Annotated in this window: 27 protein-coding genes, 1 pseudogene and 1 riboswitch; of the genes and pseudogenes, 13 read left to right on the top strand and 15 right to left on the bottom strand. The window is 42.1% G+C overall.

The window, feature by feature from the left end:
- Positions 1–93 precede the first annotated feature (93 nt).
- From ODU55_RS03350 to lysS, 6 genes are all read left to right on the top strand, one after another.
- Entirely contained in the window at positions 94–948 is an 855-nt protein-coding gene (locus ODU55_RS03350; RefSeq protein WP_398581872.1) for a glycoside hydrolase family 25 protein, read from the top strand.
- A gap of 23 nt (positions 949–971) precedes the next feature.
- A riboswitch (TPP riboswitch) is annotated at positions 972–1,067 on the top strand.
- Between the two features lie 58 nt (positions 1,068–1,125).
- On the top strand, positions 1,126–1,674 hold the full coding sequence (gene thiT, locus ODU55_RS03345; protein ID WP_398581871.1) for an energy-coupled thiamine transporter ThiT: 549 nt from the start codon (positions 1,126–1,128) through the stop codon (positions 1,672–1,674).
- Positions 1,675–1,776: 102 nt separating this feature from the next.
- A complete protein-coding gene (locus ODU55_RS03340) occupies positions 1,777–2,619 on the top strand; it encodes a DUF368 domain-containing protein (RefSeq protein WP_398581870.1) in 843 nt (280 codons plus the stop codon).
- Positions 2,619–3,101: an aminoacyl-tRNA deacylase gene (locus ODU55_RS03335; RefSeq protein WP_398581869.1), complete on the top strand. Its 483-nt coding sequence runs from the start codon at positions 2,619–2,621 to the stop codon at positions 3,099–3,101. Before ODU55_RS03340 ends, ODU55_RS03335 begins: the two co-directional genes overlap by 1 nt.
- Positions 3,102–3,103: 2 nt before the next feature.
- Positions 3,104–3,730: a histidine phosphatase family protein gene (locus ODU55_RS03330; protein ID WP_398581868.1), complete on the top strand. Its 627-nt coding sequence runs from the start codon at positions 3,104–3,106 to the stop codon at positions 3,728–3,730.
- A gap of 102 nt (positions 3,731–3,832) precedes the next feature.
- Positions 3,833–5,323 (top strand): lysine--tRNA ligase, encoded by a 1,491-nt coding sequence (lysS, locus tag ODU55_RS03325; protein WP_398581867.1) that lies wholly within the window; start codon positions 3,833–3,835, stop codon positions 5,321–5,323.
- 211 nt (positions 5,324–5,534) lie between these two features.
- Here lysS and ODU55_RS03320 read toward each other — a convergent pair whose 3' ends face one another.
- The 4 genes from ODU55_RS03320 to ODU55_RS03305 all read right to left on the bottom strand — a co-directional run bounded on the left by ODU55_RS03320 (position 5,535) and on the right by ODU55_RS03305 (position 9,821).
- Entirely contained in the window at positions 5,535–6,599 is a 1,065-nt protein-coding gene (locus tag ODU55_RS03320) for an LLM class flavin-dependent oxidoreductase (protein ID WP_398581866.1), read from the bottom strand.
- A 125-nt stretch (positions 6,600–6,724) separates the two neighbouring features.
- Positions 6,725–7,978, bottom strand: a complete 1,254-nt coding sequence (locus ODU55_RS03315; RefSeq protein ID WP_398581865.1) for an ABC transporter permease — start codon at positions 7,976–7,978, stop codon at positions 6,725–6,727.
- Entirely contained in the window at positions 7,979–8,674 is a 696-nt protein-coding gene (locus tag ODU55_RS03310; RefSeq protein WP_398581864.1) for an ABC transporter ATP-binding protein, read from the bottom strand.
- Complete coding sequence (locus ODU55_RS03305; RefSeq protein ID WP_398581863.1) at positions 8,655–9,821, bottom strand: efflux RND transporter periplasmic adaptor subunit; 1,167 nt, start codon at positions 9,819–9,821, stop codon at positions 8,655–8,657. The genes ODU55_RS03310 and ODU55_RS03305 overlap by 20 nt, the downstream gene beginning before the upstream one ends.
- 214 nt (positions 9,822–10,035) lie before the next feature.
- Here ODU55_RS03305 and gorA point away from each other — a divergent pair, with 214 nt between their 5' ends.
- On the top strand, positions 10,036–11,385 hold the full coding sequence (gorA, locus tag ODU55_RS03300) for a glutathione-disulfide reductase (protein ID WP_398581862.1): 1,350 nt from the start codon (positions 10,036–10,038) through the stop codon (positions 11,383–11,385).
- Positions 11,386–11,439: 54 nt separating this feature from the next.
- On the opposite strand, the gene ODU55_RS03295 is transcribed toward gorA, so the two are convergent.
- Positions 11,440–12,177, bottom strand: coding sequence for a cyclase family protein (locus ODU55_RS03295; RefSeq protein ID WP_398581861.1), 738 nt, complete (start codon positions 12,175–12,177; stop codon positions 11,440–11,442).
- 185 nt (positions 12,178–12,362) lie between these two features.
- On the opposite strand from ODU55_RS03295, the gene ODU55_RS03290 reads away from it, so the two are divergent.
- Entirely contained in the window at positions 12,363–12,902 is a 540-nt protein-coding gene (locus ODU55_RS03290) for a biotin transporter BioY (protein WP_398581860.1), read from the top strand.
- Between the two features lie 7 nt (positions 12,903–12,909).
- On the opposite strand, the gene ODU55_RS03285 is transcribed toward ODU55_RS03290, so the two are convergent.
- Positions 12,910–13,125: a YdbC family protein gene (locus tag ODU55_RS03285; protein ID WP_024384626.1), complete on the bottom strand. Its 216-nt coding sequence runs from the start codon at positions 13,123–13,125 to the stop codon at positions 12,910–12,912.
- A 92-nt stretch (positions 13,126–13,217) separates the two neighbouring features.
- On the opposite strand from ODU55_RS03285, the gene ODU55_RS03280 reads away from it, so the two are divergent.
- The gene (locus ODU55_RS03280; RefSeq protein ID WP_398581859.1) at positions 13,218–13,541 is read left to right on the top strand and encodes a hypothetical protein; all 324 of its coding nucleotides are present in this window, start codon (positions 13,218–13,220) and stop codon (positions 13,539–13,541) included.
- Between the two features lie 154 nt (positions 13,542–13,695).
- Here the strand turns inward: ODU55_RS03280 and ODU55_RS03275 are convergent, their stop codons facing one another.
- Together ODU55_RS03275 and ODU55_RS03270 are read right to left on the bottom strand one after the other, a co-directional pair.
- The gene (locus tag ODU55_RS03275; RefSeq protein WP_398581858.1) at positions 13,696–14,982 is read right to left on the bottom strand and encodes a U32 family peptidase; all 1,287 of its coding nucleotides are present in this window, start codon (positions 14,980–14,982) and stop codon (positions 13,696–13,698) included.
- A 186-nt stretch (positions 14,983–15,168) separates the two neighbouring features.
- A complete protein-coding gene (locus tag ODU55_RS03270; RefSeq protein WP_205029080.1) occupies positions 15,169–16,098 on the bottom strand; it encodes a peptidase U32 family protein in 930 nt (309 codons plus the stop codon).
- A 160-nt stretch (positions 16,099–16,258) separates the two neighbouring features.
- Here ODU55_RS03270 and ODU55_RS03265 point away from each other — a divergent pair, with 160 nt between their 5' ends.
- Entirely contained in the window at positions 16,259–16,573 is a 315-nt protein-coding gene (locus tag ODU55_RS03265) for a DUF3270 domain-containing protein (RefSeq protein WP_024384622.1), read from the top strand.
- Between the two features lie 21 nt (positions 16,574–16,594).
- Here the strand turns inward: ODU55_RS03265 and nmlR are convergent, their stop codons facing one another.
- From nmlR to ODU55_RS03250, 3 genes and pseudogenes are all read right to left on the bottom strand, one after another.
- Positions 16,595–17,005, bottom strand: a complete 411-nt coding sequence (gene nmlR / locus ODU55_RS03260; RefSeq protein ID WP_398581857.1) for a stress response transcriptional regulator NmlR — start codon at positions 17,003–17,005, stop codon at positions 16,595–16,597.
- A gap of 253 nt (positions 17,006–17,258) precedes the next feature.
- Positions 17,259–17,748, bottom strand: a pseudogene (locus ODU55_RS03255) (phage tail protein).
- A 42-nt stretch (positions 17,749–17,790) separates the two neighbouring features.
- Positions 17,791–18,726: a manganese-dependent inorganic pyrophosphatase gene (locus ODU55_RS03250; protein ID WP_398581856.1), complete on the bottom strand. Its 936-nt coding sequence runs from the start codon at positions 18,724–18,726 to the stop codon at positions 17,791–17,793.
- Positions 18,727–18,863: 137 nt separating this feature from the next.
- On the opposite strand from ODU55_RS03250, the gene ODU55_RS03245 reads away from it, so the two are divergent.
- The gene (locus ODU55_RS03245) at positions 18,864–20,561 is read left to right on the top strand and encodes a M3 family oligoendopeptidase (RefSeq protein WP_398581855.1); all 1,698 of its coding nucleotides are present in this window, start codon (positions 18,864–18,866) and stop codon (positions 20,559–20,561) included.
- A 24-nt stretch (positions 20,562–20,585) separates the two neighbouring features.
- On the opposite strand, the gene ODU55_RS03240 is transcribed toward ODU55_RS03245, so the two are convergent.
- Positions 20,586–20,933, bottom strand: a complete 348-nt coding sequence (locus ODU55_RS03240; RefSeq protein ID WP_105116060.1) for a helix-turn-helix domain-containing protein — start codon at positions 20,931–20,933, stop codon at positions 20,586–20,588.
- Between the two features lie 206 nt (positions 20,934–21,139).
- On the opposite strand from ODU55_RS03240, the gene ODU55_RS03235 reads away from it, so the two are divergent.
- Both ODU55_RS03235 and ODU55_RS03230 read left to right on the top strand, forming a co-directional pair.
- A complete protein-coding gene (locus ODU55_RS03235) occupies positions 21,140–21,679 on the top strand; it encodes an NADPH-dependent FMN reductase (RefSeq protein WP_398581854.1) in 540 nt (179 codons plus the stop codon).
- A 237-nt stretch (positions 21,680–21,916) separates the two neighbouring features.
- Positions 21,917–22,759, top strand: coding sequence for a VOC family protein (locus ODU55_RS03230; protein WP_398581853.1), 843 nt, complete (start codon positions 21,917–21,919; stop codon positions 22,757–22,759).
- Positions 22,760–22,797: 38 nt separating this feature from the next.
- Here the strand turns inward: ODU55_RS03230 and ODU55_RS03225 are convergent, their stop codons facing one another.
- The 3 genes from ODU55_RS03225 to ODU55_RS03215 all read right to left on the bottom strand — a co-directional run bounded on the left by ODU55_RS03225 (position 22,798) and on the right by ODU55_RS03215 (position 26,207).
- Positions 22,798–23,940, bottom strand: a complete 1,143-nt coding sequence (locus tag ODU55_RS03225; protein WP_398581852.1) for a glycoside hydrolase family 3 protein — start codon at positions 23,938–23,940, stop codon at positions 22,798–22,800.
- A gap of 21 nt (positions 23,941–23,961) precedes the next feature.
- Positions 23,962–24,753, bottom strand: coding sequence for a pyruvate formate-lyase-activating protein (gene pflA, locus ODU55_RS03220; protein ID WP_349612359.1), 792 nt, complete (start codon positions 24,751–24,753; stop codon positions 23,962–23,964).
- A 116-nt stretch (positions 24,754–24,869) separates the two neighbouring features.
- Positions 24,870–26,207 carry a hemolysin family protein gene (locus ODU55_RS03215; RefSeq protein WP_398581851.1) on the bottom strand — a complete coding sequence of 446 codons (1,338 nt, stop codon included), beginning with the start codon at positions 26,205–26,207 and terminating at the stop codon, positions 24,870–24,872.
- Positions 26,208–26,343: the final 136 nt, after the last annotated feature.

The raw sequence follows: 26,343 nt of genomic DNA, 5'->3' as shown, positions 1-26,343 counted from the left end.
TTCCCTTTATTATGTCAAGTTCAGATAATCTTTTACTATTTCTTGAATCGTATTTTTTTGATTTTTTCATGATTTTACGGTAGAATTGATGAGATGAGAAAGAAACTAAATCCGATGATTGTTGTTGGTTTTTTCCTATTCTTCTTTGCTCTTATTTTCATCACTGGGGTGACTGGAAATACTGTAAATAAGACGGAGGTAGCTAACGAACCCGCAGTCACACAATCAAACACCAGTACAAGTTCTAAAACAACAAATTCTAGCTCAAGTTATTACATTGCAAATGCGCTCGAAATGAAACCTATCGTCGACGTTTCTGCTTGGCAGAGACCTTCTGAAATTGACTACGATACCCTTAGCAAAAATATTTCTGGCGCAATCGTTCGTATTCAAAGTGGATCACACACTAAAAACGAAAATACAGCGACTGATAAAAACGGGTTAGATAAATCCTTTGATACCCATATTAAAGAATTCCAAGCAAGAAATATCCCTGTTGCTGTCTATGCCTATGTCACGGGAAATAGTATTAAGAGCATGCAGGAGGAAGCTCAAAGCTTTTATAAGGCCGCAAATAAATACAAACCAACCTTCTATTGGTTAGACGTTGAAGAATATACCATGGATGATATGAATGCTGGAGTGGAGGCTTTTCGAAAAGAGTTAGAAACTCTCGGTGCTAAAAACATTGGAATTTACGTTGGAACCTATTTCATGGAAGACCACAGCATCAATGTGGATAAATTCGATGCAGTCTGGATTCCTACATATGGTGATGATTCTGGCTACTACAATGCCGCTCCAAATACTGATTTGGATTACGATCTCCACCAATACACATCACGTGGGTATGTCAACGGATTTGAACACCATTTGGATTTAAACCTCATTACTACACTCAAAGATCCTAACGAAGTTTATCAGAAACTATTTACAACACCCGAATAAAATGATACAATTTCACTAATTACATATACACAAAGGAGTGCTTCGGCTGAGATCGCAACTGCGAAATCCTCGAACCTGATCTAGTTAAAACTAGCGTAGGAATTGTGTGCTTTATAGAATGATACTATACTCTGCTATAAAGACTCCTTTGTTGACCATCTACAGAGGAGTCTTTTTATGTCCACATCAAAATTACCCATCCTAGCCGAAGTCGCTATCTTTTCTGCAATTGCCCTCGTCTTTGACAAAATCCCGCTCTTTACAATGCCCCAAGGTGGATCCGTGTCTTTAGTCATGCTTCCAATCCTACTGCTTTCTCTACGCCACGGACTAGGGGTGGGTATTCTTACTGGTGGTATTGTCGGAACCATTCAACTTTTCTACGGTGGCTACTTCCTAAACGTTTTTCAAGTTTTTCTTGACTACGCACTTTCTTACGCCGGAATTGGTTTAGCAGGTTTAGTGGCCCCCACCCTATCCAAACAAAAAAATCTAAAAAATGCTACTCTCATCATTACTCTGGCTAGTTTTCTAGGAGGAAGCATCCGATTGATAGCCACCTTCTTATCAGGAATTATTTTCTACGCAGACTACGCTCCAGATGGTATGCCTGTCTGGTTCTATTCCTTTACCTACAATATCAGCTATATTCTTCCTTCCACTGCAATTGCCTCTATTCTGCTCATTTTACTCTATAGAGCAAGACCAGGTTTTTACAATCTTTAACCAAAACTGCCTGCTGGATTTTATCTAACAGGCAGTCTTTTTAATTATTTTTACTTGCTTTATGCTATAATAGGAGCGTTATAATACATTTTGGAGGAAATTATGGCTTCTTGGATTTCAAGAATTATTAAAGGTATGATTATCGCACTCGGCTTTATCTTACCTGGTGTCTCTGGGGGAGTACTCGCTGCTATCCTCGGAATTTATGAGCGACTAATTGGATTTTTAGCAAATATTCGAAAAGATTTCAAGGAAAACTTTCTTTATTTTGTTCCTGTAGGAATCGGTGGAATTTTGGGAATCGCACTCTTCTCTTTCCCTGTTGAATATTTATTGCAACATTTCCAAGTCCCAGTTTTGTGGGCCTTTGCAGGGGCAATCGTGGGAACAATTCCTAGTTTGCTTAAAGAATCAACTCAAAAGAGCAAACGCGACAGCATTGATTTGGCTTGGTTAATTGGGACATTCATCATTTCAGGATTCTTGCTCTACAATTTGAGCGATCTTGTCGGAACAATTCCAGCAAACTTTGCAAGTTTTGTCTTGGCAGGTGCCTTGATTGCTTTAGGGGTACTTGTTCCTGGCCTCAGCCCGTCAAATCTCTTGCTGATTTTGGGCATTTACACGCCAATGCTCAATGGATTCAAATCACTTGATTTATTCGGTACCTTCCTACCAATCGCAATCGGTGGCGTTCTTGCAATGGTTACCTTTTCAAAAGCAATGGACCATGCCCTGAAAGTATACCATTCACGTGTTTATCACTTTATTATTGGTATCGTTTCATCTTCTACTCTCCTAATTTTGATTCCACAAGCAAGCAACAAAGAGTCAATTTCATATGCTGGATCAAACTTTGTTACATGGTTTGCTGCTCTTGTTCTTTTTGTCTTAGGAGCATGGCTAGGCCTTTGGATGAGCAAACTGGAGGAAAAATATAAATAATGGCTAAAAAGGTTAAGATTAAGAAAACCTTGGTGGACCAAATTTTAGACAAGGCTAAGATCGATCATGATAGCCTTGTTTTAAATGCCCTTGATGGCCAACTACCACCAGGAATTGAAGAACATAAAATTTACAAAACACTGGCATTAAGTGGAGATAAAACGGGGCCTGTCATTGGAATCGTCCCAATCACTGAGCACCTGTCTGAGAAAAAATTAGCCAAAATCTCTGGCAATAAAAAAGTGAGTATGATTCCACAAAAGGACTTGGAAAAGACAACTGGCTATGTTCACGGTGCCAACAATCCCGTGGGTATTCGTCAGAAGCATAATTTCCCAATCTACATTGATCAGTCTGCCCTTGAACTCGGTCACTTGATTGTCTCTGCTGGTGAAATTGGTCGCTCGATACGAATTGATAGTCAGGTTTTAGCTGATTTTGTAAAAGCTGACTTTGCTGATTTGATCGAGGGGAGGGACTAGACTTGAAAATCTACTTTGTCCGTCACGGTAAGACCGAATGGAATTTGGAGGGACGCTTTCAAGGAGCTTCTGGTGATTCAGCTCTCTTGCCTGAATCCTATCAGGATTTGGAAAAACTAGGCAAATACCTTTCTGAAATCCCCTTTGATGCTATCTTCTCAAGTGACCTTCAACGTGCGCAGGTAACTGCCCAAGAAATTGCTAAAGTCAATCACCATTGCCAAACCGTTCTAGCTACGCCACAACTGCGTGAATGGAATTTTGGAAGACTAGAAGGAAGCAAGATGGCAATTTTTCGTGCCATCTACCCTAAACAAGCCTGGGCACTCAAACATAATCTAGCACGATTTAAACACGATGTCTTTGATGCCGAATCTGTCCATCAGGTCACACAGAGAATGGTCGATTTTATCCAGTCTCTTCAAGAAGAAAACCTGGAAACAGTCCTCATCGTCAGCCATGGTGCCTTTCTAACCGCTTCTATCCATCGCCTGCTTGGTTTTCCACCAGCCCAACTGCGTCACCGAGGTGGTTTGGATAATGCATCGGTTACTATTTTAGAAACAAGCGATTTCGAAAACTTTACAGAATTAGCTTGGAATGATACCAGCTATAAAGCAAAACAGTAGAATTTTCTGCTGTTTTTTCCTATCCTATTAGCAATTTATGCTGATTTTTTCCCTATTCTATGATAGAATAGAAAGAACAGACTTTGGAGGAATGAAATTTTTATGTCAACTGAATATTTTGAAGAATTAAATGACCAACAGATTGTCCGTCGTGAAAAAATGACGGCCCTTGCTGAACAGGGCATTGACCCATTTGGAAAACGTTTTGAGCGTTCTGCAAATTCAGCTGAATTGAAGGCCCAGTACGAAGACAAATCAAAAGAAGACTTGGAAGAATTAGGGCAAACAGCAATCATTGCAGGTCGTATTATGACCAAGCGTGGTAAGGGTAAGGCAGGTTTTGCTCACATTCAAGACCGCGAAGGCCAGATTCAGATCTACGTTCGTAAGGATGATGTTGGCGAAGAAAATTATGAAATCTTCAAAAAAGCAGACCTTGGTGACTTTATCGGTGTCGAGGGAGATGTCTTCAAGACAAACGTTGGTGAGTTGTCTATCCATGCTCGCAAGTTGACTCACCTTTCTAAAGCGCTCCGCCCATTGCCAGAAAAATTCCACGGTTTGACAGACATCGAGACCCGCTACCGCAAACGTTATTTGGACTTGATTACTAACCGCGAGAGCTTTGACCGCTTTGTGACCCGCTCAAAAATTATCTCAGAAATCCGCCGTTATCTTGACGGACTTGGTTTCTTGGAAGTGGAAACACCTGTCCTTCACAATGAAGCTGGTGGTGCTGCGGCTCGTCCATTCATCACCCACCACAATGCCCAAAACATTGACATGGTCCTTCGTATCGCGACAGAACTCCACCTCAAACGCTTGATCGTCGGTGGTATGGAACGGGTTTATGAAATCGGTCGTATCTTCCGTAACGAAGGTATGGATGCGACCCACAACCCTGAGTTCACTTCGATTGAGGTTTACCAAGCCTACGCGGATTACTTGGACATCATGGATTTAACCGAAGGCATTATCCAGCATACTGCCAAAGCAGTTGTCGGCGACGGACCTGTCACTTATCAGGATACGGTCATTAACATCCACGAGCCATTCAAGCGGATTCATATGGTTGATGCTATTAAGGAACAAACTGGCGTAGACTTCTGGCAAGAGATGAGCTTCGAGCAAGCCAAAGCCCTTGCAGCTGAGCATAAGGTACCTGTGGAAAAACACCATACAGAAGTTGGTCAAATCATCAACAGCTTCTTTGAAGAATACGTTGAAGCAACTCTTATCCAGCCAACCTTTGTCTATGGTCACCCAGTAGCCGTATCTCCACTGGCTAAGAAAAACGATGAAGACCCACGCTTCACAGACCGCTTCGAGCTCTTCATCATGACCAAGGAATACGGAAACGCCTTTACAGAATTGAACGACCCAATCGACCAATTGGAACGCTTCGAAGCCCAAGCCAAGGCTAAAGAACTCGGTGACGACGAAGCGACAGGCGTTGACTACGACTACATCGAAGCCCTTGAATACGGTATGCCACCAACAGGTGGACTCGGAATCGGTATCGACCGCCTCTGCATGCTCCTGACAGACACCACTACTATTCGGGATGTGTTGTTGTTCCCTACAATGAAATAGGTAACAGGCTGACAAGGTCTGGTAGACCTTGTCACTCCCGATAATGAAATAAAAATTACAAACTGTTTAACATCGTTACTTAAAACACTCTTGGAAATTCCAAGAGTGTTTTTGCATGCAAAAAATCCCGACCACATGGTCAGGATTTTCAGGAGATTATGAAAAATATTTAGGATTGACTATAGTATAGCTCTTCCTATCAACTATCTCATCAGTCTTGGGACTGATTCTCTTCTTTTTTTGCAAAATATTCTCGGACAATTGGCGCGACTTCTGTTCCGTAGAGTTCGATAGCACGGAGGACATCTTCATGTGGCATAGAGCCGATTGGGAGATGGAGGAAGAAACGGTCCAAGTCAAGTGTTTCAATAGTCTTGATAATTTTTTCAGCGACTCGTTTTGGATCTCCGACGATGGTTGCACCTTCGTCTGTCAGAGAGTAGAGATATTGCGCCTTGGTCATCTCGCTCCAATGTGGGCGGTCTTTGGCAATATTGTCCGTAATTACTTTGGTTGGATGATAGTATTCTTCCACAGCCTTATCATGGTCGTCTGCAATCCAACCCCAAGAATGGGCTGCAACTTTCGTTTTCTCTGGATCATGACCTGAGTTGCGAGCAACCTTGCGATAAGCATCGACTAAAGGTTTAAAGCGATGGGCACCTGCACCAATGACTGCATACACGATAGGCAAGCCCTTCTTAGCAATCTTGATGGTGGATTCTACATTGCCCCCAGTTGCCACCCAAATGGGAAAATCTTCCTGAACAGGACGTGGATAGACTGGCTTATTATCGACTGACTGAGTAAAATGCCCATCCCACTTGAGATTGGTTTCCTTGTCGATTTCCAGAAGCATGTCCAACTTTTCATCGAAGAGTTCTTCATAGTCATGGAGATCATAACCAAACAAGGGGAAAGACTCCGTAAAGGAACCACGACCCGCCATGATTTCTGCTCTGCCATTTGACAAAGCATCAATGGTGGTGTACTGCTGATAAAGTCGTACAGGGTCCATTGAGGAAAGGATTGAAACTGCTGATGTTAGCTTGATATGCTTGGTATTGACGGCACCAGCTGCCAGCACAATCTCAGGTGCAGAAACCGCAAAATCTTCTCGGTGATGCTCCCCAATCCCATATACATCAAGTCCCACCGCATCAGCTAGTTCGATTTCTTTGACTATCTGGCGAATCCGCTCGTCGTGGCTGTAAGTTTCCCCTGTTTTTTCTAGTGGAGTTGTTTCGCCAAATGTTGAAATACCTAATTCTACCATGATGTGTTCTCCTTTTAAATCACTATTTCTTAATTGATGCGTTTATTTTATCTCTAATTAGTGATATAGTCAATCAATTTGCTCAAAAAATAAAACGACTAGGAAAACCTAATCGTTTCAATAGATTATTCATAGCGCAAAGCTTCAATTGGATCCAACTTAGAAGCCTTATTAGCAGGAAGAACGCCGAAGACAATACCGACTGCTGCTGAAAATGCTAGACTTCCCAGAACAACTGGAATTGAAATTTCAGCCGTCATTGTTTCACCCATTGCCTTGCTGGCATTGAGAAGAAATACAATTGCCTGAGCAATAGCTAATCCAATAGCTCCTCCCAAAGTAGTCAGAACCATGGCTTCAATCAAGAACTGCATCAAGATATTTCCTCGAGTTGCTCCAAGAGCTTTACGGAGACCGATTTCACGAGTCCGCTCGGTCACAGATACCAGCATAATGTTCATAACACCGATACCACCGACTAGTAAGGAAATACCCGCAACCGCACCAATGAACATCGTAACGCCTGACATCTGACTCTTAAACTCATCCAACATAGCAGACATATCATAGATGTTGTATCTTGCCTCTTTCAAGCCAGTGACTCTCGTTAAATAATCTGCAGCAGCTTGACCAACTTCACCAGCTCGACTCACATCATCAACATGAACATACAGACCACTATTTTCTTTCATGCCTATTTCAGCAGCCAACTGTGTATTGGTCATGACAGCATTCCCTCCAGAATTCATCCCGTAGAGGGCTGTGCCTGCTTTTGGATCTTTGTAAACACCAACAACAAGGTATGAATTGTCATTGACACTAACTGTCTGGTTTAGAGAAGCCTCGATGGAGCCAAATAATTTTTCAGCCAAGGCAACATCCAACATGATGATACGAGAAAAACGACTATAATCATTGGCAGTAAATTGACGACCTGCTAAGATTTCAAATTCCTTGACAGTAAAGTATGACTGACTAACCCCATTTATGTTAACATTCTCAGCCTTTTTGTTTCCAAATGAAACCTCTGCCATATTTGAATTACTGATATAGTAGTTACTAATTCCATCAATTTCTAAGAGTCCTTGTAGCATGGAGTCTGTCAAATCTGGTTCTTCTTCCATTGACACTTCTCCGCCACCAATACTACCAAAGATTCCAGTTGAGCCTGCACCTTCTGGAGCAATATAGGAAGTAAAATAGACCTGAACATTATTTTGGTCACCTGCCAGAGATTTTTCAATGCTACGTGACATACCATTCCCCATTGCAACAATGATGACAACCGAGGCGACACCAATGATAATACCTAACATAGTCAAGAGGGAACGCATCTTGTGGGCTAGGATAGATTTTAGGGCAAACTTCCAGTTTTCCATCTATACCTCCTCCCTTCTACTATCTTCCGTAATAATTCCGTCACGCAAGACTATTTTACGTTTGGCATAGGCTGCAATTTCAGGCTCATGGGTAACCATGATAATGGTCTTTCCTTCATTATTCAACTCTGTCAAGAGTTCCATGATTTGCTCACCTGTTTTAGTATCCAAGGCACCTGTTGGCTCATCCGCCAAGATAATAGCTGGTGTATTGACCAAGGCACGCGCAATAGCCACCCTTTGTTTCTGTCCACCTGATAGCTCAGATGGCAGGTGAGTCATCCGCTCAGCCAACTCCACTTTTTCCAAATAACGTTTAGCTAATTTTTTCCGTTGATTGGCTGGAGCTCCTGCATAAATCAAAGGCAATTCAACATTTTGAAGGGCATTGAGTTTTGATAGCAGGAAGAATTGTTGGAAGACGAAACCAATTTGGTCATTACGAACGGAAGCTAATTTCTTCTCAGACAGTTGACTGACTTCTTCCCCTTCCAACCAATAATTTCCAGTTGTTGAACGATCGAGAAGACCGATAATATTCATCAGGGTTGATTTCCCCGAACCTGAAGGTCCCATAATGGCTAGAAACTCCCCTTCTTCCACCTCTAGATCTATATCCTTAAGGACACGAAGTTCTTGGTCACCATTTTTATAGGATTTGTTTATATTGGTTAATCTAATTAGCTGGTTCTTCATAGGCTTCAACCTCTTTTCCTTCTTCAAGGTCTGGAGTTGGAATGGTGATGACCTGATCTCCTGCTGCAATACCTCCTGTCACCTCTTGGTTGAGAGCATCAGCATTTCCCAACGTTACTTCCACTTTTTTAGCTTTTCCTTCAACAATGGTCCACACAAAGTTTTTATCGCCTTCTGGTACAACTGCTGTTACAGGAATTAAAATATGGTTGGTAGTATTGACCACTTCAATATTCACAGTAAAACCTTGCTTCAATTCACCCAATTCACTGGTCAAGGCAGCCTTGAAAGGATATTTGGCACCTGAACCACCACCTGCACCTGCTACTGCACTTGCGGTTTGATCTGTTGCTGGATAATTTGAAATATAGGTAATCTTTCCAGTCCAAGACTTATCAGGATATACCTTGCTGGTCAATTTTACTTCTTGATCAACTGCAATATTTGCCAAATCATATTCCGTCAAATTTCCTGTCACTTGTAGGCTACCTTGGTTGACGATATGAACAACGGTCTGACTAGAAGTTGAACTCTTCGAAACTGATTTATTTACTTCAACAACCGTACCAGCTACTGTACTTGTAACTGTAGCTTCTTGCAAGGCTGTATACGCTTTATCCACAGCAGCTTGTGCATCTGCGTACGAATCATTCAAGTCTGCCAACTGCATATCTACTGAACGTTGAGCTGCAGCTGTTGCCGCTTCATCTGTTGCAGCATCACCCGTTGTTTGAACAGTCTGACCATTGTTTCTCAAATCATAAATCTGACGTCCAATCTTATCACGCCCACGAACAGCAGTATCCAAAGCAGACTGCAACTCTGTAGCATCATAGCGAATCAAAGGGGTGCCTACTTCGACCTGAGTGCCTGGAGCAACTAGAACCTCACTCAAATCTCCCTTAGAAGGATCATAGTAAACATACTGCTCATCTGCTGCAGAAATCGTTCCTGTCAATAAGGTCGATGAAGCAATCGAACCCTCTTTAGCTACTGTATAGGTCAAACTAGTCGCAACTTGCTCTGTAGAAATTGGTGAGGAACCGCCTAATACACCTCCAAATACCAAGGCACCACCGATTAAGGCGACAGCCGCAACACCAAGACCACTAAACAAAGCAATTTTAGCTTTCTTTGTCTTTAACATATGGATACTCCTTCTCTATTCAAAACATATTTATTTTGTATTGTCTATATAATACACGAATACACAGATATTTGCAAGTGTTTTCTTAAACATTTTATAAAAAGTTCGTCATTTTTCCAACTTACAATTTTGTAAGAGAGCGTAGCGGATTTTTGATTGAAAAATAAAAAAAGGGTAGAATGAAGACAGTTTATTATTTAGAAGGGAAAAACTCATGAAAGAATTTGATATTATTGCCATTGGTGGAGGTAGCGGGGGTATTGCTACTATGAACCGTGCTGCTATCTATGGGGCTAAGGCTGCTGTGATCGAAGGAAGCTATCTAGGAGGGACCTGTGTTAACCTTGGTTGTGTACCCAAAAAAATTATGTGGTACGGTTCTCAAGTGGCTGAAGCCATTCACCACTATGGACCTGAATATGGATTTACTAGCCAAGAAGTGACCTTTGATTTTGCCACCTTGCGTAAAAATCGCGAAGCCTATATTGAGCGTTCACGCGCATCCTACGGTAATACTTTTAACAATAACGGAGTAGAAGTTATCCAGGGTTTCGCACGTTTTGTGGACAATCAAACGGTTGAAGTCAATGGTGAGCTGATTCGTGCAAAACACATTGTCATTGCAACTGGCGCCAAACCGGCAGTCCCTGCTATTCCTGGTAGTGAGCTAGGAATTGTATCTGACGATGTCTTTGCATGGGAAGAATTACCTTCTTCTGTGGCTGTGATTGGTGCTGGTTATATCGCTGTGGAAATGGCTGGACTCCTCCACGGACTTGGGGTCAAAACTGACCTCTTTGTACGTGGCAATCGCCCCCTTCGTAATTTTGATAGCTACATCATCCAAGCATTGATGGAAGAAATGGAGCGTACCAACCTCCCTCTCCATACTGGGAAAACACCTGTCAGCCTAGAAAAAACGGAGGATGGCTTAATTCAAATCAACTTTGAAGATGGAAGTAGCCATACTGCTCAACAGGTTCTCTGGGCTATCGGACGCAAGCCAAATGTGGATAAGCTCAACCTAGAAGCTGCTGGTGTGCAACTCGCACCATCTGGTCATATCATCGTTGATGAATACCAAGAAACTGGTGTCCCAGGCATTTACGCCCTTGGTGATGTGACAGGTGAAAAAGAATTAACCCCAGTAGCTATCAAAGCAGGTCGCTTGTTGGCAGAACGCCTCTTCAACAACAAACCGACTGCCAAAATGGATTATTCAACTATCCCAACTGTTGTCTTTTCTCATCCAGCTATCGGAACAGTCGGTCTAACCGAAGAAGAAGCCATCGCCAAATTTGGTCAGGATAAGGTCAAAGTCTATACATCAGCCTTCACTTCCATGTACACTGCCCTAGCAAGCAATCGCCAAATGGCTAAGTTTAAATTGGTAACCGTTGGAGAAAATGAACAGGTTGTCGGATTACACGGAATCGGCTACGGTATTGATGAAATGATCCAAGGCTTCTCTGTTGCCATCAAGATGGGAGCAACCAAAGAAGAATTTGATGCCGTTGTAGCCATCCATCCAACTGGCTCGGAAGAATTCGTTACCATGCGTTAAGAGCAAGAAAAGACCAGTTATGTGCAAAAAATCGCACTGTCTGGTCTTTTTTCCTTATGGCAAAATAGCAATGGCACGCACTGGCGAACCTGAAGCCTTCTCCCAGTGTGGGAAGGCGATGGAAATCAAAGCTCCTCTTGCTGGCACCTGATCAAGATTATTCAAGACTTCCAACTGGTAGATGTCCTTAGACAAGAGATAATATTCTTCTGGTAGACTACCACCATTCTTGGCTGCAGAAACACCTGAATCCGTATCCAAGGTTTCATGACCAACTGCCTTAACTTGACGTTCTTCAATTAAATATTCTAAAGCTTCATGGCTCCAACCTGGTGTATGCTGCACACCTTGATCATCCAAGTTTCGGATAGCATCTTGACTTGGCCAACGTTTTGACCAATCCGAACGAAAAGCAACAAAGGATTCTGGTGCAATTGGACCATGCTCAGCTTCAAAATCCAAAATATCTTGCTTGCTAATCTCATAATCATTATTGGCAGCAACCGCTTCGGACTTATCAATCACATAAAGCGGTAGAAGCAAATCTTTCAAGTCAATCTCATCCAGATAGCGAGCTCCTTCAACAAAGTGAATAGGTGGGTCGATATGGGTACCATATTGCCCCACAACTGTAAATTGCTCTACAAAAAATCCATCTTTGTGGGTAAATAAAGCCTTTTTCTCCAAGGCTGGAAGGGCTGGGAAGTGAGGGCTATCTTCATTGATTTGATGGGATAAGTCCACCCAAGTTTTGGATTTAAGTGTACGGTAAATTTCAAGTAATTCTGACATAGGCATTCTCGCTTTCTTTTTGTTATCATTCTAGCACGAAAACTTGTGCTATGCTAATATAAATTTCCTATCCTCGCTCATAGGTAAAAACTATAACACTGTGACAGCCGATGGTGGAAGCATTGACTTTCATGGCTAGAATGTCTATAATTTTGTTAACCTAGAAAAACAAAAAGGATAACAAAATGACAAACTATTCTACTAAATCTCTTGTTTACATCGCTATCGGAACAGCTATCATTGCTGCCCTATCGCAAATCAGCCTCTCTATCGGCCCTGTTCCCTTTACTCTTCAGACCTTGGCTATCGGCTTAGTAGCTTGTTTGTACAAGCCTAAAGAGGCTATTGCAAGTGTAGCCCTTTACTTGACCTTGGGAGCTATCGGACTTCCTGTCTTTGCTGGATTTTCAGGTGGATTTGCTGCCCTTGTCGGACCAACCGCAGGCTTTTTATGGGGATTCCTGATTTATGCTGTATTTACTTCAAGCCTTACAAAATCCGATTCCTCTCCGGTAACCGTTTTTCTCGCTTGCCTACTTGGAACTGCAGTTTGCTTTCTTATCGGTTCATCGGTCTTTAAACTTGTTTCAGGAGCTAGCTGGTCAGATACAGTGGCATGGACGATTCTACCCTTTATCCTTCCAGATTTGGCAAAAATTACCTTGATTACTTTCTGCCACCGCCTCCTCCAACCCATCACGAAAAAAGAAGCCTTTTTCGCTTAGGCTTCTTTTATTTATTAGCAAATGCATCCAAGAGCACTTGGAATTCTTCATTGCTGAGCGTGATTCCCTTGCCCATCTTGGTATGGTCGGGACTCCAAGTTCGGATGTCATACTTGGCCGGTGCACCATTAAACGATACACGATTCAGCTCCTTGGTCCATCCCTTTTCATTTTCAGATAAGACCAAGAGTTTTTCTTCAATTTCAAATGTAAATTCTGCCATTTGTTACCTCCTTCACTTATTTATTCGAAAAAACTTGTCATTTTTGCGAAAATTCGTTACTATAATTATACCAAGTTTGAAAGGATAATGCCATGAAGAGATTTTTGGAAGTTATTTTAGAGCAAGTCAATATCTTTTTGGGCAATAGCAAAGCTTCTAAGACTATCGAGCCAGATAGCAAGGAGGAGATAAAAAACAATTTAGAACTCGCTCTCTATAAAAAGGCAGCCATCCATGTTATCTATGCTGACCGAAGCTTTACAGGTGATATTGTTAAATACGATAAGGAGCGCCAACGGATCATCATGAAAAATTTCAAACGTCGGGTGACCAGTATTATCAACATTCAAGATATAAAGAAAATTACCTTGGTGCCTGAAAGTGTAAAAACATCTCAAAAACAAACAAAAGGCTAAAATCCAGCCTTTTTGTCATGTATCTAATAAAATATAGCCCTTGATAATAAAAACAAATAGAAAAACACAGATAGTTCAGCTGGATTTCATCAGATTCAGCCCAATCTATCTGTGTTTTTTCGTTATTGAGTATTTTTGACTAGACTATTGTTCTTTATGCTCGAATAGTTAATGATTGACCATCTTCTTGGTAGAGGTTGATGAGGCCAGATTTGCAGGCACGAATCATGTCGCCAGGATAGATTTCACGGTCCAGCTTAATAGTTAAAAGTTCCATTGGCTTGTTAGCACGGTCAATCTTCTCACCTGTGGAATCACGAAGTTCTTGAATGGTGGTTTCAAAATGACGGAAACCTGGTCCGTAGAACTCCACTTGGTCACCTTCGTTGATGACATTGCGTTGGCGGATAGTGGCAGTCATGGTTTCCTTATCAAAAGCCACTACTTCGGCGATGAATTTGTATTCTGGAATCTTACGGCGAGCTCCAAAGAGTTGCTCATTTTCACTCGGTGGGCTATAGTAGAAACCTGTCGCCAATTCCCGTTGGGCAACCTTCCACATTTCATCAATCAGGTCTTGCTTGATCGCTTCAAACTTTTCTGGGCTTTCAAGATAAGCATCTACCGCAGCCTTGTAGCAGTTGGTCACTGTTGATACGTAATGGACAGATTTCATTCGACCTTCGATTTTCAGACTATCAACCCCATTTTCAATCATGTCTGGGATATGGTCGATCATACACATATCCACCGCAGACATAGAGAACTCCTCTGGTATTTCCCCCTTAATCGAACGGCGTTCTTCGCCAAATGGGAGGTCGTAGAGGTTGTACTTCCAGCGGCAAGACTGGGAACATCCGCCACGGTTGGCATCGCGTTTGCTCATGTGGTTGGAGAGAACGCATCGACCTGAGTAGGAGATACACATGGCACCGTGGACAAAGGCTTCAATCTCCACGTCTGTCCGTTTGCGGATTTCAGCCACTTCTTCCATGGTCACTTCACGGGCTAAAACGACACGGGTCAAGCCCAATTCCTTCCAAAACTCAAAGGTTTCGTAGTTGGTGGAGGAGGCCTGTGTAGATAGGTGAATTTCAAGTCCTGGTGCTTCGGTTGCACAGATAACGATAAGGGCTGGGTCGGAAACGATAACCGCATCCAAGCCCATGTCTCGTAGTTCACGGAACCAGGCTCCTGCTCCTTCTTCATTGCCTTCGTGGGTGACCATATTGGCAGCTACATAGACCTTGGCACCACGGGCATGGGCATATTCGATCCCTTCCCGCATCTCGTCCATGGTAAAGTTCCCTGCACGGCTACGCAGACCGTAGGCCTGGCCACCGACAAAGACAGCATCAGCACCATAATCAATGGCTACCTTCAATTTCTCCAAAGTCCCAGCAGGTGACAAGACCTCGGGACGCTTTAATGTTTTTGACATAATAAACTTCTTTCTATTTGCGACGGTTTCCACGTGAAAACGATACTTTTTCATGTGGAAACCTAGTGCAGAGTCTAGAAAATCGCCCAAAGGCGTTTTCGTGCTCTGACCTTACATAGTAAGTGACAGAGCTAACTCTGCCAGGATAGAGTAAGTAAAATAATAAATATATGATTAAACTGAAACTTATTTAACCTTATTGCGGTCAAATTCGTAGAAGCCTGTATCCAAGCCACGTTCCGCTGGATGGAGCTTGCGAACCTGTTCATCCAAAAGGAAGGCCTGATCATAAGTGAATTCGCCTTTTTCAATCAAATCTCTTGCTTGAACAAAAAGCTTAGCAATTTCAACAAAGTTCTGACCAGGGCAATAGATACCATCCAGTTTCCAATTATGATAACCATGTTCATCTAATTCTGACAGCTTGGTCATCATATCAATGTCATTGTTGATAAAGATATGGGTACCGTGCTTGTCCTCAAAGATAGAATAGTGGCTATCTGGGTCGCTCGGCTCAGCTAAGAAAAGTCCGCGTCCACGTGACAAGTCTGTTTCATCAGCCTTTGTAAAATTGTAGTAATTCTGTAACAAGGTTCGTTTAGAATGGTGAATAACAGAGGCGCCGTAGACCAAGATTTCCGCTGGCATTTCCAAGTTCTTAGCAATATCAAAGAGTTCTTCTGATGGAATCTCTCTTGCCAAAACAGCCTCTACTGCTCCATGATCTTTCCAAAAGTTAATCTGACGGCTGGAAGTCACAAAGACAGATGTATCATAGATTAGCTTGAAATTGTAGCCATCACGTTTATTGATATAGAAAATTCCAGTATCTCCGACAACCAGATAATCAACCTTGATTTCCCTCATTAGCTCCATAAACGGTTTGATATTGTCCATCATATCTTGGTGCATGAGGGCATTGGCAGCGACCGTCAATTCCTTCCCAGCGCTATGAACTAGCTCTGCTATTTCCCTGAGTTCATCATAGGTAAAATTTGTTGGGATGCGAAGGGCATGGTCCTCTTCCCCAACATAAATACGGTCAACTCCTGCTGCAAGCAGTTCTTTGACCTGCTCAATACTTTCAGCTGTTGCTGTAATGATAATTTTTTCCATAAAGATAATTATATCAAAAAGAGAAATATCTGATAAGTGACTACTTGTATTTTAATGTTCAGACTTTTCTAATCTTTCTCTTGTAACATTATTGTAATATAAATGACATAAAAATTCAGCAATGTTATGGTATTCTTTAAGGAGCAGAAAAGGAGACGATATGGCATTAAGACACTATCAGTCCCATGAGTACCAGTACGAAGAGTATATCCCGAAAGAGAAAAAGGCTAATTTTCAAACCTATCAGGCAAAAAATACCAATAAAGAACGTCTAAAGGAATTGTTGTTTTTTGTTAATATCGCATTTTTTAGTTTGATAACAGTCATCGCTAGTTATGTCTATCTATCCGTAGGCATTCCTGTTTTTATTGCCATCATATTGGCAAGTGCGACGGGTTTTCTTGGACTACGTTTGGTTCAAATTGGGCTAAAGAAGAAATTTAAACCCAAACAAGTTATAAGAAAAAATGAATAATGAATTATAAAGGCAGAGAAGTTATCCTCTGCCTTTTTTGAATGAACTACTGCCGTCTGTAAACAATTGATTCTCTGCACCTCTTAATATAGTCTGGTAATTTTCTATTTTATAATCTAAACGATCTAGAGCTTGCTGAATTTCCGACAAGCGTGACCGCAATTCTTCCTGTTCCTCTTTTAGTAAATCAATCCGGGCTTCCACAGTACTATCTCCAGCCTGCACCAAGCCCATATACTCAATCAAGCGCTCAATCGACATACCCGCACTCCTAAAACAGCGAATAAATTCCAAAATGGCTACATCATTTCCCGAAAAGTCTCTTACTCCAGAAGATTTTCTTGCAATTTTGGGAATAAGCCCAATCCGCTCATAGTAACGAATGGTATCTGCCGATAGACCTGTTACATCACTAACTTCTTTGATATTCATTCCAGGCTCCCTTCTTTATAGTCTTTTAGTTTACTTTTAGTACTCGCTTCAAAGGTTTGGGGAACCTTTGAAGGCTGGAGATAGTGCGAACCACGTTCGCTTCAAAAGCCACAGGCATAACTGGAGTTAGGCAAGGTGAGTTAACGACGTAATAAAAGATAAACTAAATGACGATATTTCGCTTATTATACACCTTGAAGTCCACTCCAAGTCAAGCTATTTTTAAAAAATCTGGGAAATCCCAGATTCTTGCTTACAAATATTCTCCCTTGACAACGAAGAAGGTGCCACGAATTTCGCCTGCTAGTTTGGAGCGTTGGCGGGCAAACTTGAATTTACCTTCAAATTCTTTGGGAATCTCAATGCCGTCTGACAATTTGAAACCGACAGCTCGTTTGCCTCCTTCTTCTAGCGTATAGAGGACATTGACAGCCAGGCCATTGTCATAAAAAACAAATGACCAGAGAATACCGTCTACCTCAAGCTGAGCGACATTGAGCGGAGTGTAGGGGAGTTTGATAGTCAGGGGAGTGACTATCAAAGCAAAAGGAGTCTGCCAAGACCTTCTCAATGAAGGGCAGGATTTCAGGCTTTTCTTCCGGCGTAAAGACCACGAACTCCTGCTTATATTTGTTCCAGAAATAGCGGGCTTCATTGGCACGCATACCGGCCAAGACTTCTGCGACTGGGCTGGTTTCCAAACCCGTCGTTTCGACTTCTTTGAAATTAACTGTGTAGGACATTGTTTCTCCTTTAGTAAAAAAGCACCCGAAGGTGCTAGGTATTTACGCATTAAACGCTTCTGTCAACTGTGGCACCACTTGTTTCTTACGTGAAACGGCACCTGCAAGGAAAGCGTGGTTGTTTTCCAACTTGAAGTTGAAGGCCGCTTCTACCTTGTCCATGTTGCTACCAAGGGCAAGGATTTCTGAGTTTGAGTTAACGATGTCTGTAATCATCAAGACAAAGTCAGAGTAGCCATTTGCTGCTGATGCTGCTGTCATTGCTGCTTCGATTTCTACTTGGCGTTCCAAGACCTCTGCAATGTCCACTGTGTTGACTTGGGCTACACGCACATCATTTCCGTTCAAACCAAAGGTTTTTGCGTCGATGTCAATCAATTCTTCTGCTGACTTGCTGGCAAGGTTGGTTCCTGCTTTCAAGAGTGCCAAGCCGTATTCTTCCAAGTTCACACCAGCAATTTCAGCCAATTCAGCTGCTACTTGTGGATCTGTTGCATGAGTAGTTGGCGATTTGAGCAAAAGAGTATCTGAAATCAAACCTGACAAGAGGAGACCTGCCACTTCTTTTGGAGGTGTCACACCATTTTCTTTGAAGGCACGGTAAACGATTGAAGATGCTGAACCTACTGGCTCCAAACGCATGTACAATGGATTTGCCGTTTCGAAGTTTGCGACACGGTGGTGGTCAATAACAGCTGCCACTTCCACATCTTTGATGTCTGCGATTGATTGTTGGAATTCATTGTGGTCTGTCAAGATGACTTGGCTAACGCCTTCTGCTTTTGCAGACTCAACCACGCGCGGTGCAGTAACACCAAAATAGTCAAGCGCAAACGCTGTTTCTTCATTTGGCGTTCCAAGTGCAACTGCTTCCGCATCACGACCAAACACTTCACGCTCCAAGTGAGCCCAGCCGTACGATGATGCAATGGCATCTGTATCAGGATTTTGGTGACCAAAAACTAAAAATTTAGACATGTCTACAACCTCATTTTTCTAATAATCTCCTACATTTTACCATAAATAGAAAGACTTGTGAACATGGACGGGTCGGGATTTGCCAAACGTTTTCAAAAAGAGTAAGATAGAAGGTAGCAATACAAAAGGAGAACCATATGAAATTTTCAGACTATACCTATGTTCGTCCAGATTATGAAGCTATCAAGGCTCAATTTTCTGACCTGACAGACCAGTTGGCTCAGGCAAGTGACTTGGAAACAACTCGTACACTAGTGGCAGCCGTTACAAAATTACTCAACTTGGTCGATACCCAGTACAACCTCTGGATGATCCGCCATACTATCGACATGAACGATGAGTTCTACAATGAAGAAACCAAGTTTTGGAATGAATATTCGCCACTTTTTGAAGAATTGACCACCAACTACTACCGTGTGATTGTCCAGACGCCTTACAAGGAAGAGCTGTCAGATATCTTGCCTCAAACCTTCTTCATGCAGGCAGAAAACAAGCTCAAGACCTTCTCATCTGATGTGATTCCCTTGTTCCAAAAGGAAAATGAATTGACCGATGAGTACAGCAAACTGATTGCTGGTGCAGAGATTGAGTTCCAAGGTCAGACTTACAACTTGGCACAAATGGGCCCATTCGGACAATCAACTGACCGCGAAGTCCGCAAGGCTGCATCTGCTGCCACAACTGCCTTCTTTGAAAGCAAGGAAGCTGATTTTGACCGTGTTTACGATGAATTGGTCAAGGTCCGCACGGAAATTGCCCACAAACTCGGCTTCAAGGACTATGTGGAATACGGCTACCTCAAGATGAACCGTTTCGACTACAATCGTGACATGGTCAAGGTGTACCGTGAAGAAATCCTCAAACACATCGTACCGATTGTGCAAGATCTGCGTCAACGCCAAGCCAAACGCTTGCAAGTGCCAAGCCTCAAACACTACGACCTCAACCTTGAATTCTTGGACGGAAACGCTGTTCCTCAAGGTGACCCTGACTTTATCGTCAGCCAGGCTCAAGACATGTACCGTGAATTATCCGCTGAAACGGGCGAGTTCTTTGATTTCATGATTGAGCATGAACTCTTGGACTTGGTCGCAAAACCAGGAAAAAACAGCGGTGGCTACTGTACCTATATCCCTGACTTCAAGAGCCCATTTATCTTCTCTAACTTCAACGGAACCAGCGGTGATATTGATGTCTTGACCCACGAAGCAGGTCACGCCTTCCAAGTCTATCGTTCCCGTTGGATCCAAAGTCCAGAAGTTGTCTGGCCAACCTATGAAACCTGTGAAATCCACTCCATGTCTATGGAATTTATGACTTGGCCGTGGATGGACCGTTTCTTCAAGGAACAAGTCGATAAGTATAAATTCACTCACTTGGCAAGTGCCCTACTCTTCTTGCCTTACGGTGTCTTGGTGGACCACTTCCAGCACGAAGTCTATGAACATCCAGAAATGACACCAGCAGAACGTAAGGCAACTTGGAAAAAACTACAAGACCTCTACCTGCCAGACCGTGATTATTCTGAGTCAGAAGCTCTTAACCGCGGTATCTTCTGGTATCGTCAAGGTCATATCTTTGCTAGTCCATTCTACTACATCGACTATACCTTGGCCCAAGTTTGTGCCCTCCAATTCTGGAAACGTACGCAGGTAGATCACGATGAAAATGCTTGGGAAGACTACATCCGCATCTGTGATTTGGGCGGCACCAAGTCCTTCTTGCAAGTGGTTGAAGCCGCAAACCTCCAGTCACCATTCAAAGAAGGGGCCCTCGAAAGTACCGCTAAGGCTGCTGCCGATTGGTTAGATGCAGTTAAGGATGATGAACTATAAAACGCAAAAATCTGAATGAACAACTCATTCAGATTTTTTTGATTTGACAAAGTTGATGTATTTTTCCCCAAAGGTTTCAATTTGCTCCAAGACCAACTTAAATTCCTGTCCAATCTCGCTCAGTTCATACTCGACCTTTGGCGGAACTTGTGCATAGACTTTACGCGTAATCAATCCATATTCTTCTAATTGTCGGAGTTGCTTGGTCAAGGTTGCTTGGGAAATCCCTGTTAATCGACGATGCAATTCATTAAACCGAATCGGTCCTTCTTCGATATGATGGAGCAATAACATACTCCATTTCCCTGATAATACACTTTGAGTAGCCACATAAGGGCACTCTGGAACAGTATGAGATGTAAATGTTGGCATATTTACCCTTTCTTTTTTCTTGATACGACGCATTACTTCACAAATAGATAGTGACTTTACAAAAAAAACGTACTTGTATTTAATTTTTATACCTGCTACAATAATACCATAAACTACGAAAGTAGGAAAGAATTTTCTTAAGAGGAGGACATATGTCTCTTATCTCAACTTTCAAAAAAATCTTTACAAAGAAGGAAGAAAAACAAATGAAAAACATTCTATTTATCGTCGGTTCATTGCGTGAAGGTTCATTTAACCACCAAATGGCTAAACAAGCAGAAAGCATTTTAGAAGGTCAAGCTACTGTAAGCTACCTTGATTACAAAGATGTCCCATTGATGAACCAAGACCTTGAGACACCTGTCTTGCCAACAGTCCAAGCTGCACGCGATGCCATCATGGCAGCAGATGCTATCTGGATTTTCTCACCAGTTTATAACTTTGCTATCCCAGGTACTGTGAAAAACTTGATTGACTGGCTCAGCCGTGCCCTTGACTTGTCAGATACTCGTGGTCCATCTGCCCTTCAAGACAAAATCGTTACCGTATCATCTGTTGCCAGCGCTGGACATGACCAAATGTTCGCTAGTTATCATGCACTACTACCATTTGTTCGTATGCAAGTTGTAGGTGAGTTTACAGGTACAACTGTCAACCCAGAAGCCTGGGGAACTGGAGAATTGGTATTGTCTGAGGAAGCTATTGCTGGTTTGCAAGCACAAGCAAAAGCATTGTTGGAAGCTTAACACAAACTTTCTTTACAAAATTAAGATTGAATAACCAACACTAACTAGAACTTCGGTTCTAGTTTTTTTGAAAATCAATCGAATTCTCCCTTGATATGATACAAAACTTCATCTTAAGATAGTGACTATCCAAAAATTACGTACTTACAAAATAATTTGTATGTGTTATAATGGTTATACAATCATTTATTTACCTTATGAATTTATTCAAGCCAAATTAGAAAGTCAGGTATTCCTATGTACAATTCCCAATTTGAACTGGGCCATGTCGCCCTTAATGTCCGCGATTTGGAGCTTCAAAGCCTCTTCTACCAACAAGTCTTAGGTCTCCAAGTCCTCTCCCAAAGCCCTCACCAGATTGACCTTGGTGTTGGAAAAAACACCCTTGTCCGCCTGATTCAAACAGAGCAGAACGGCGAAGTCCACCACAGCTACGGACTCTACCATTTGGCCATTGTCCTACCTAGCCGTGAGGACCTCGGGACCATTTTCCGCCACTTTATCGACAATAAGATTCCCCTCCAAGGCGCCAGCGACCACGGTTACAGCGAAGCCATTTACCTAGCCGACACCGAAGGCAATGGCATCGAGATTTACCGTGACCTGCCACAAGATGCATGGGATGTTCGAGCTGACGGTCAAATTGTTGGAAAATCTGAGCCAATGGATGCTGAAGCGATTTATGCTTTAGGGAAAAAAGCTGACGCAGCCTATCAGATGCCTGCTGGTAGTCGTATGGGCCATGTCCATCTATCTGTCCGAGAAAGCGCTGCTTCTAGCAAATTTTACCAAGAAGTTCTAGCTGTCAGAGATAATTTCACCGTTCCATCTGCATCCTGGTTAGCTTCTGGCGACTACCATCACCACCTTGCCGTCAATGAATGGGGAGGAAAAAATCTGAAAATCAGACAAGAAGGCATTCCAGGCCTTGCCTACTATACAGTCATCTATTCCAATCCAGAAGTATTTGAAGCAACCTTGAATCGTGCCATTGTTGCAAACCTAAACCTGCAAAGACTAGACAATAGCGCAGCTTTTGTTGATGTGGATGGCATAAAAACTAAGCTTGTTTTAGAATAATACAAAAAAGGAAGTATCTAGCACTTCCTTTTCTTTGTTTATTTGATTAAGCCAAGATCGTATTTCATTCCCAAAATCCGTTTGACGGATTGGTCAATTCGCTCTTCTGTAATAGTTCCAGCTTTTACTTGTTCGATAATATAAGGAATTTGACTGGCATAACTTGAAGACAATATCATATCTGTCCCAGCTTGAATGGTCTGCAAGGCACCTGTATCTTGATCTACAAATTGGACCAAGCCTTGCATATCAAAATCATCCGTCATAATGACACCCTCAAAACCAAGCTCATTCCGAAGAATTTTATTGATTTCAGGTGAAATGGATGATGGGACATTATCAATGGCAGGTACGATATTGTGGCTAACCATGATAGAGTCTGCACCTGCTTCAATCCCAGCTTTAAAGGGGAGAAAATCATTGGCACGCAAATCTTCTAAACTTCGGTTGTCATAGACCAAATCCGTATGCGAATCAGCATTATCCCCATAACCCGGGAAGTGCTTCAAGGTCGAAGCAAATCGTTCCTCTTTCAACAATGAAACCAATTGACCAATATAGTCTGCGGTGGTTTTCGCATCCTGTCCAATGGTCCTATCGTAGATAAAAGAGGATGGATCAGTGGATAAATCCGCAACTGGGAAGAAACCTGCGTAGATTCCCTCTCCTTTTAAAAGACTGGTCTTCTGCTTGGCATCCGACAAAATCGCATCAATGCCACCAGCTTGGTACAATTCCAAAGGCGATGCAAAAGGTGTTTCCAGAAGTTGACTAATCCTCGTTACCGTCCCACCTTCCTCATCTGAAGCCATTAATAGCGGCACTTTTGAAAGTGATTGATAAAAAGCAATCTCTTCTTTAACTTGCTCCAGTGTCTTACCTTCAAAATCACTTGCAAATAAGATATAGCCCCCAAAATGATAGGTTTCCAATGCCTCAGCTTGTCCTGCAGATGGCATCCGAGCAAAAATCATCTGTCCGACCTTTTCTTCTAAGGTCATCTGATCTAGATAATTTGCAATCACTTTGTCCCTAGCAGATATTTCTTGGCTAGATGATGTCGTTGCAACTTTGGTTTGCTCCTTTTGTGTTCGATCTCCCAAAAAGAACAAGCCTAGCATAAGCCCAATAAACAAGAGACAAGTGATACTTGTCCCTAACACATTAAATCTTTTTCGCATCAATCTCCGACCTCTTCACTATTATCCCTTAATTCTATTCAAGTACTCCTGATAGGTTTCTGTCTCCATCAAGGCCTTTGCATTTTCCACTCGAGCCTTCGTTGGGGGCTTAGTCCCCTCTAGTGGATAGGGTCTACCCAACTCACGCCACTTAAATTCACCAAGATTATGATAAGGTAACACCTCAAAACGTTCGACATTTTTTAATGTTTTAACAAACTTACCAAGTTCAATCAAGTCCTCATCTCGGTCAGTCAAATTCGGTACCAGGACATGACGAATCCAAACAGGCTTACCAATGTCTGATAAATATTGAGCACATTCTAAAATAGTCTTGTTACTATGACCTGTCACAATGCGGTGTTGCTCAGGATTGATTTCCTTAATATCAAGGAGCACCAAGTCTGTTACTTCCATAAGCCGACTATATTTTTCCAAGTAGCGCTCTGTCTTACGGAATGTCAACGCACAGGTATCCAAAGTAGTGTGAATCCCTTTTTCTTTTGCAAGGGTAAACAGAGCAATTAAAAAATCAATCTGGATGGTTGCTTCACCACCTGAAACGGTAATACCCCCTTCTTTTCCCCAAAACATACGAAAACGCAGGGCTTCATTCAAGACATCTTCTGCTGTTCTCTCAGTCGCTGCTGGATTGACCAGATCCCAAGTATCTGGGTTATGGCAATACTGGCAACGCATGTGACAGCCCTGCATAAAGACCACAAAACGTACCCCTGGACCATCAACCGAACCAAAACTCTCTGTTGAATGAACCAAACCTGTCACTTTACGATAATCAATTTCTGTCATCATCTCATCCTCATCATTTTATAAGACTAGTATATCACAAAAATGAAAACGCTTCTATCATTTACTTTCTTTCATAACTATCATCTTCCGTAAGAAGAAAGCTAAAAGACTAGGTTGCCCTAGTCCTTATCGGTTTCTTCTTTCTCCAGTGGTGTAATCAAGAGTTTTAATTTTGTTACGCGACCATTTTTTACCTTATCGTTAATAAGAACTAGGTGGTGATCTTTACTATCCACTTCAAAGGAAACTTTCTCGTCTTGGCTCGGAATGGTACCGACTCCTGTCAGATAATAACCAGCAATCGTATCAACGTTATCACTTTCCAACTCCATCTCAAAATGCTCATTGAAGTCATTCAAGGTCATATTTCCTTGGACGATATAGGTGTTGTCAGCAATTTCTCGAACAAAAACTTCTGTCTTGTCCGTTTCGTCGTCGATTTCACCGACAATTTCTTCCAACAAATCTTCCAAGGTAACCAGACCAGCAACTCCACCATACTCATCTAGCAGGATAGCCATTTGATTTTGAGTGTTTCGCAATGATGTCAACAAATCATCCACGAAAATCGTTTCTGGAACGAAGAGAGGCTCCTGCATAATGCGGCGGATGTTGAGATTGTCAAAGCCATTACTGAAAGCTTCTGACAAGATTTTCTTGGTATGAATCAGACCAATGATATTGTCCTTATCGCCATCATAAACAGGGATACGTGAAAAATTCTGCTTGAGGATGGCTGCCATGATGGTTGCTGTATCATCCTCAATATCCACCATGAAAGCATCCGTACGGGGAACCATTACTTCACGTGCCATCAACTCATCTAAAGAGAACACACCTTGAAGCATTTCGATTTCTTCGGCATCTAAGGTTTTCTCACTCTTTGTCAAAATATATTCAATTTCATCCCGTGTCATCTGCTCATCCGCATCATCAAAATTCATAGGAGTAATACGGCTGATAAGATTCGTTGCAGCAGATAATAACCACACAAACGGACTAACAATTTTCCCAAGGAAAATAATCACAGGTGCAGTGACTACTGCCAGATTTTCCTTCATATTCATGGCAATCCGCTTAGGGTACAATTCACCAAGAACGATTGAAACGAAAGTCAACATAGCCAGTGCAAGCCAGTATCCTGCGGTTTGTGCTGTTGTTGAACTCCCCATCCATTTGGCAAATACAGCTCCCAAATCATTAGCCAAGCTGGCACCTGAAAGGATGGAGATGAAGGTAATACCGACCTGAATGGTTGATAGAAAATTGTTAGGATTCTCTAAAACTTGAAGCAAGCGAATATATTTCTTCTCACCGTCTGCGGCCTTTTGTTCTACTCTTGAACGATTTAGAGAAACAAGCGCCATTTCAGAGGCTGAAAAGAAGGCATTGAACAGAGTCAATAAGAATAAAATTAACAGTTGTAAATAGATGGTCTGACTACCAGGGTCTTCCATGATGTTCTCCTATAATAAAATTTATAACATTTCCATTATACCACAAATTCTAAAAATTAACATATTTCTTGTTATAAAGAATCATTCCCGTAGTTCGTATTTTATCCAATTTGTTACCGTCCAAAAGAAGATTCTA

The sequence above is a fragment of the Streptococcus sp. 2022WUSS037 genome (assembly GCF_044427225.1).
Classification (GTDB): Bacteria; Bacillota; Bacilli; order Lactobacillales; family Streptococcaceae; genus Streptococcus.
Note: the sequence above shows the minus strand (reverse complement) of the source record. Positions and strands in the feature narration are given on the sequence as shown.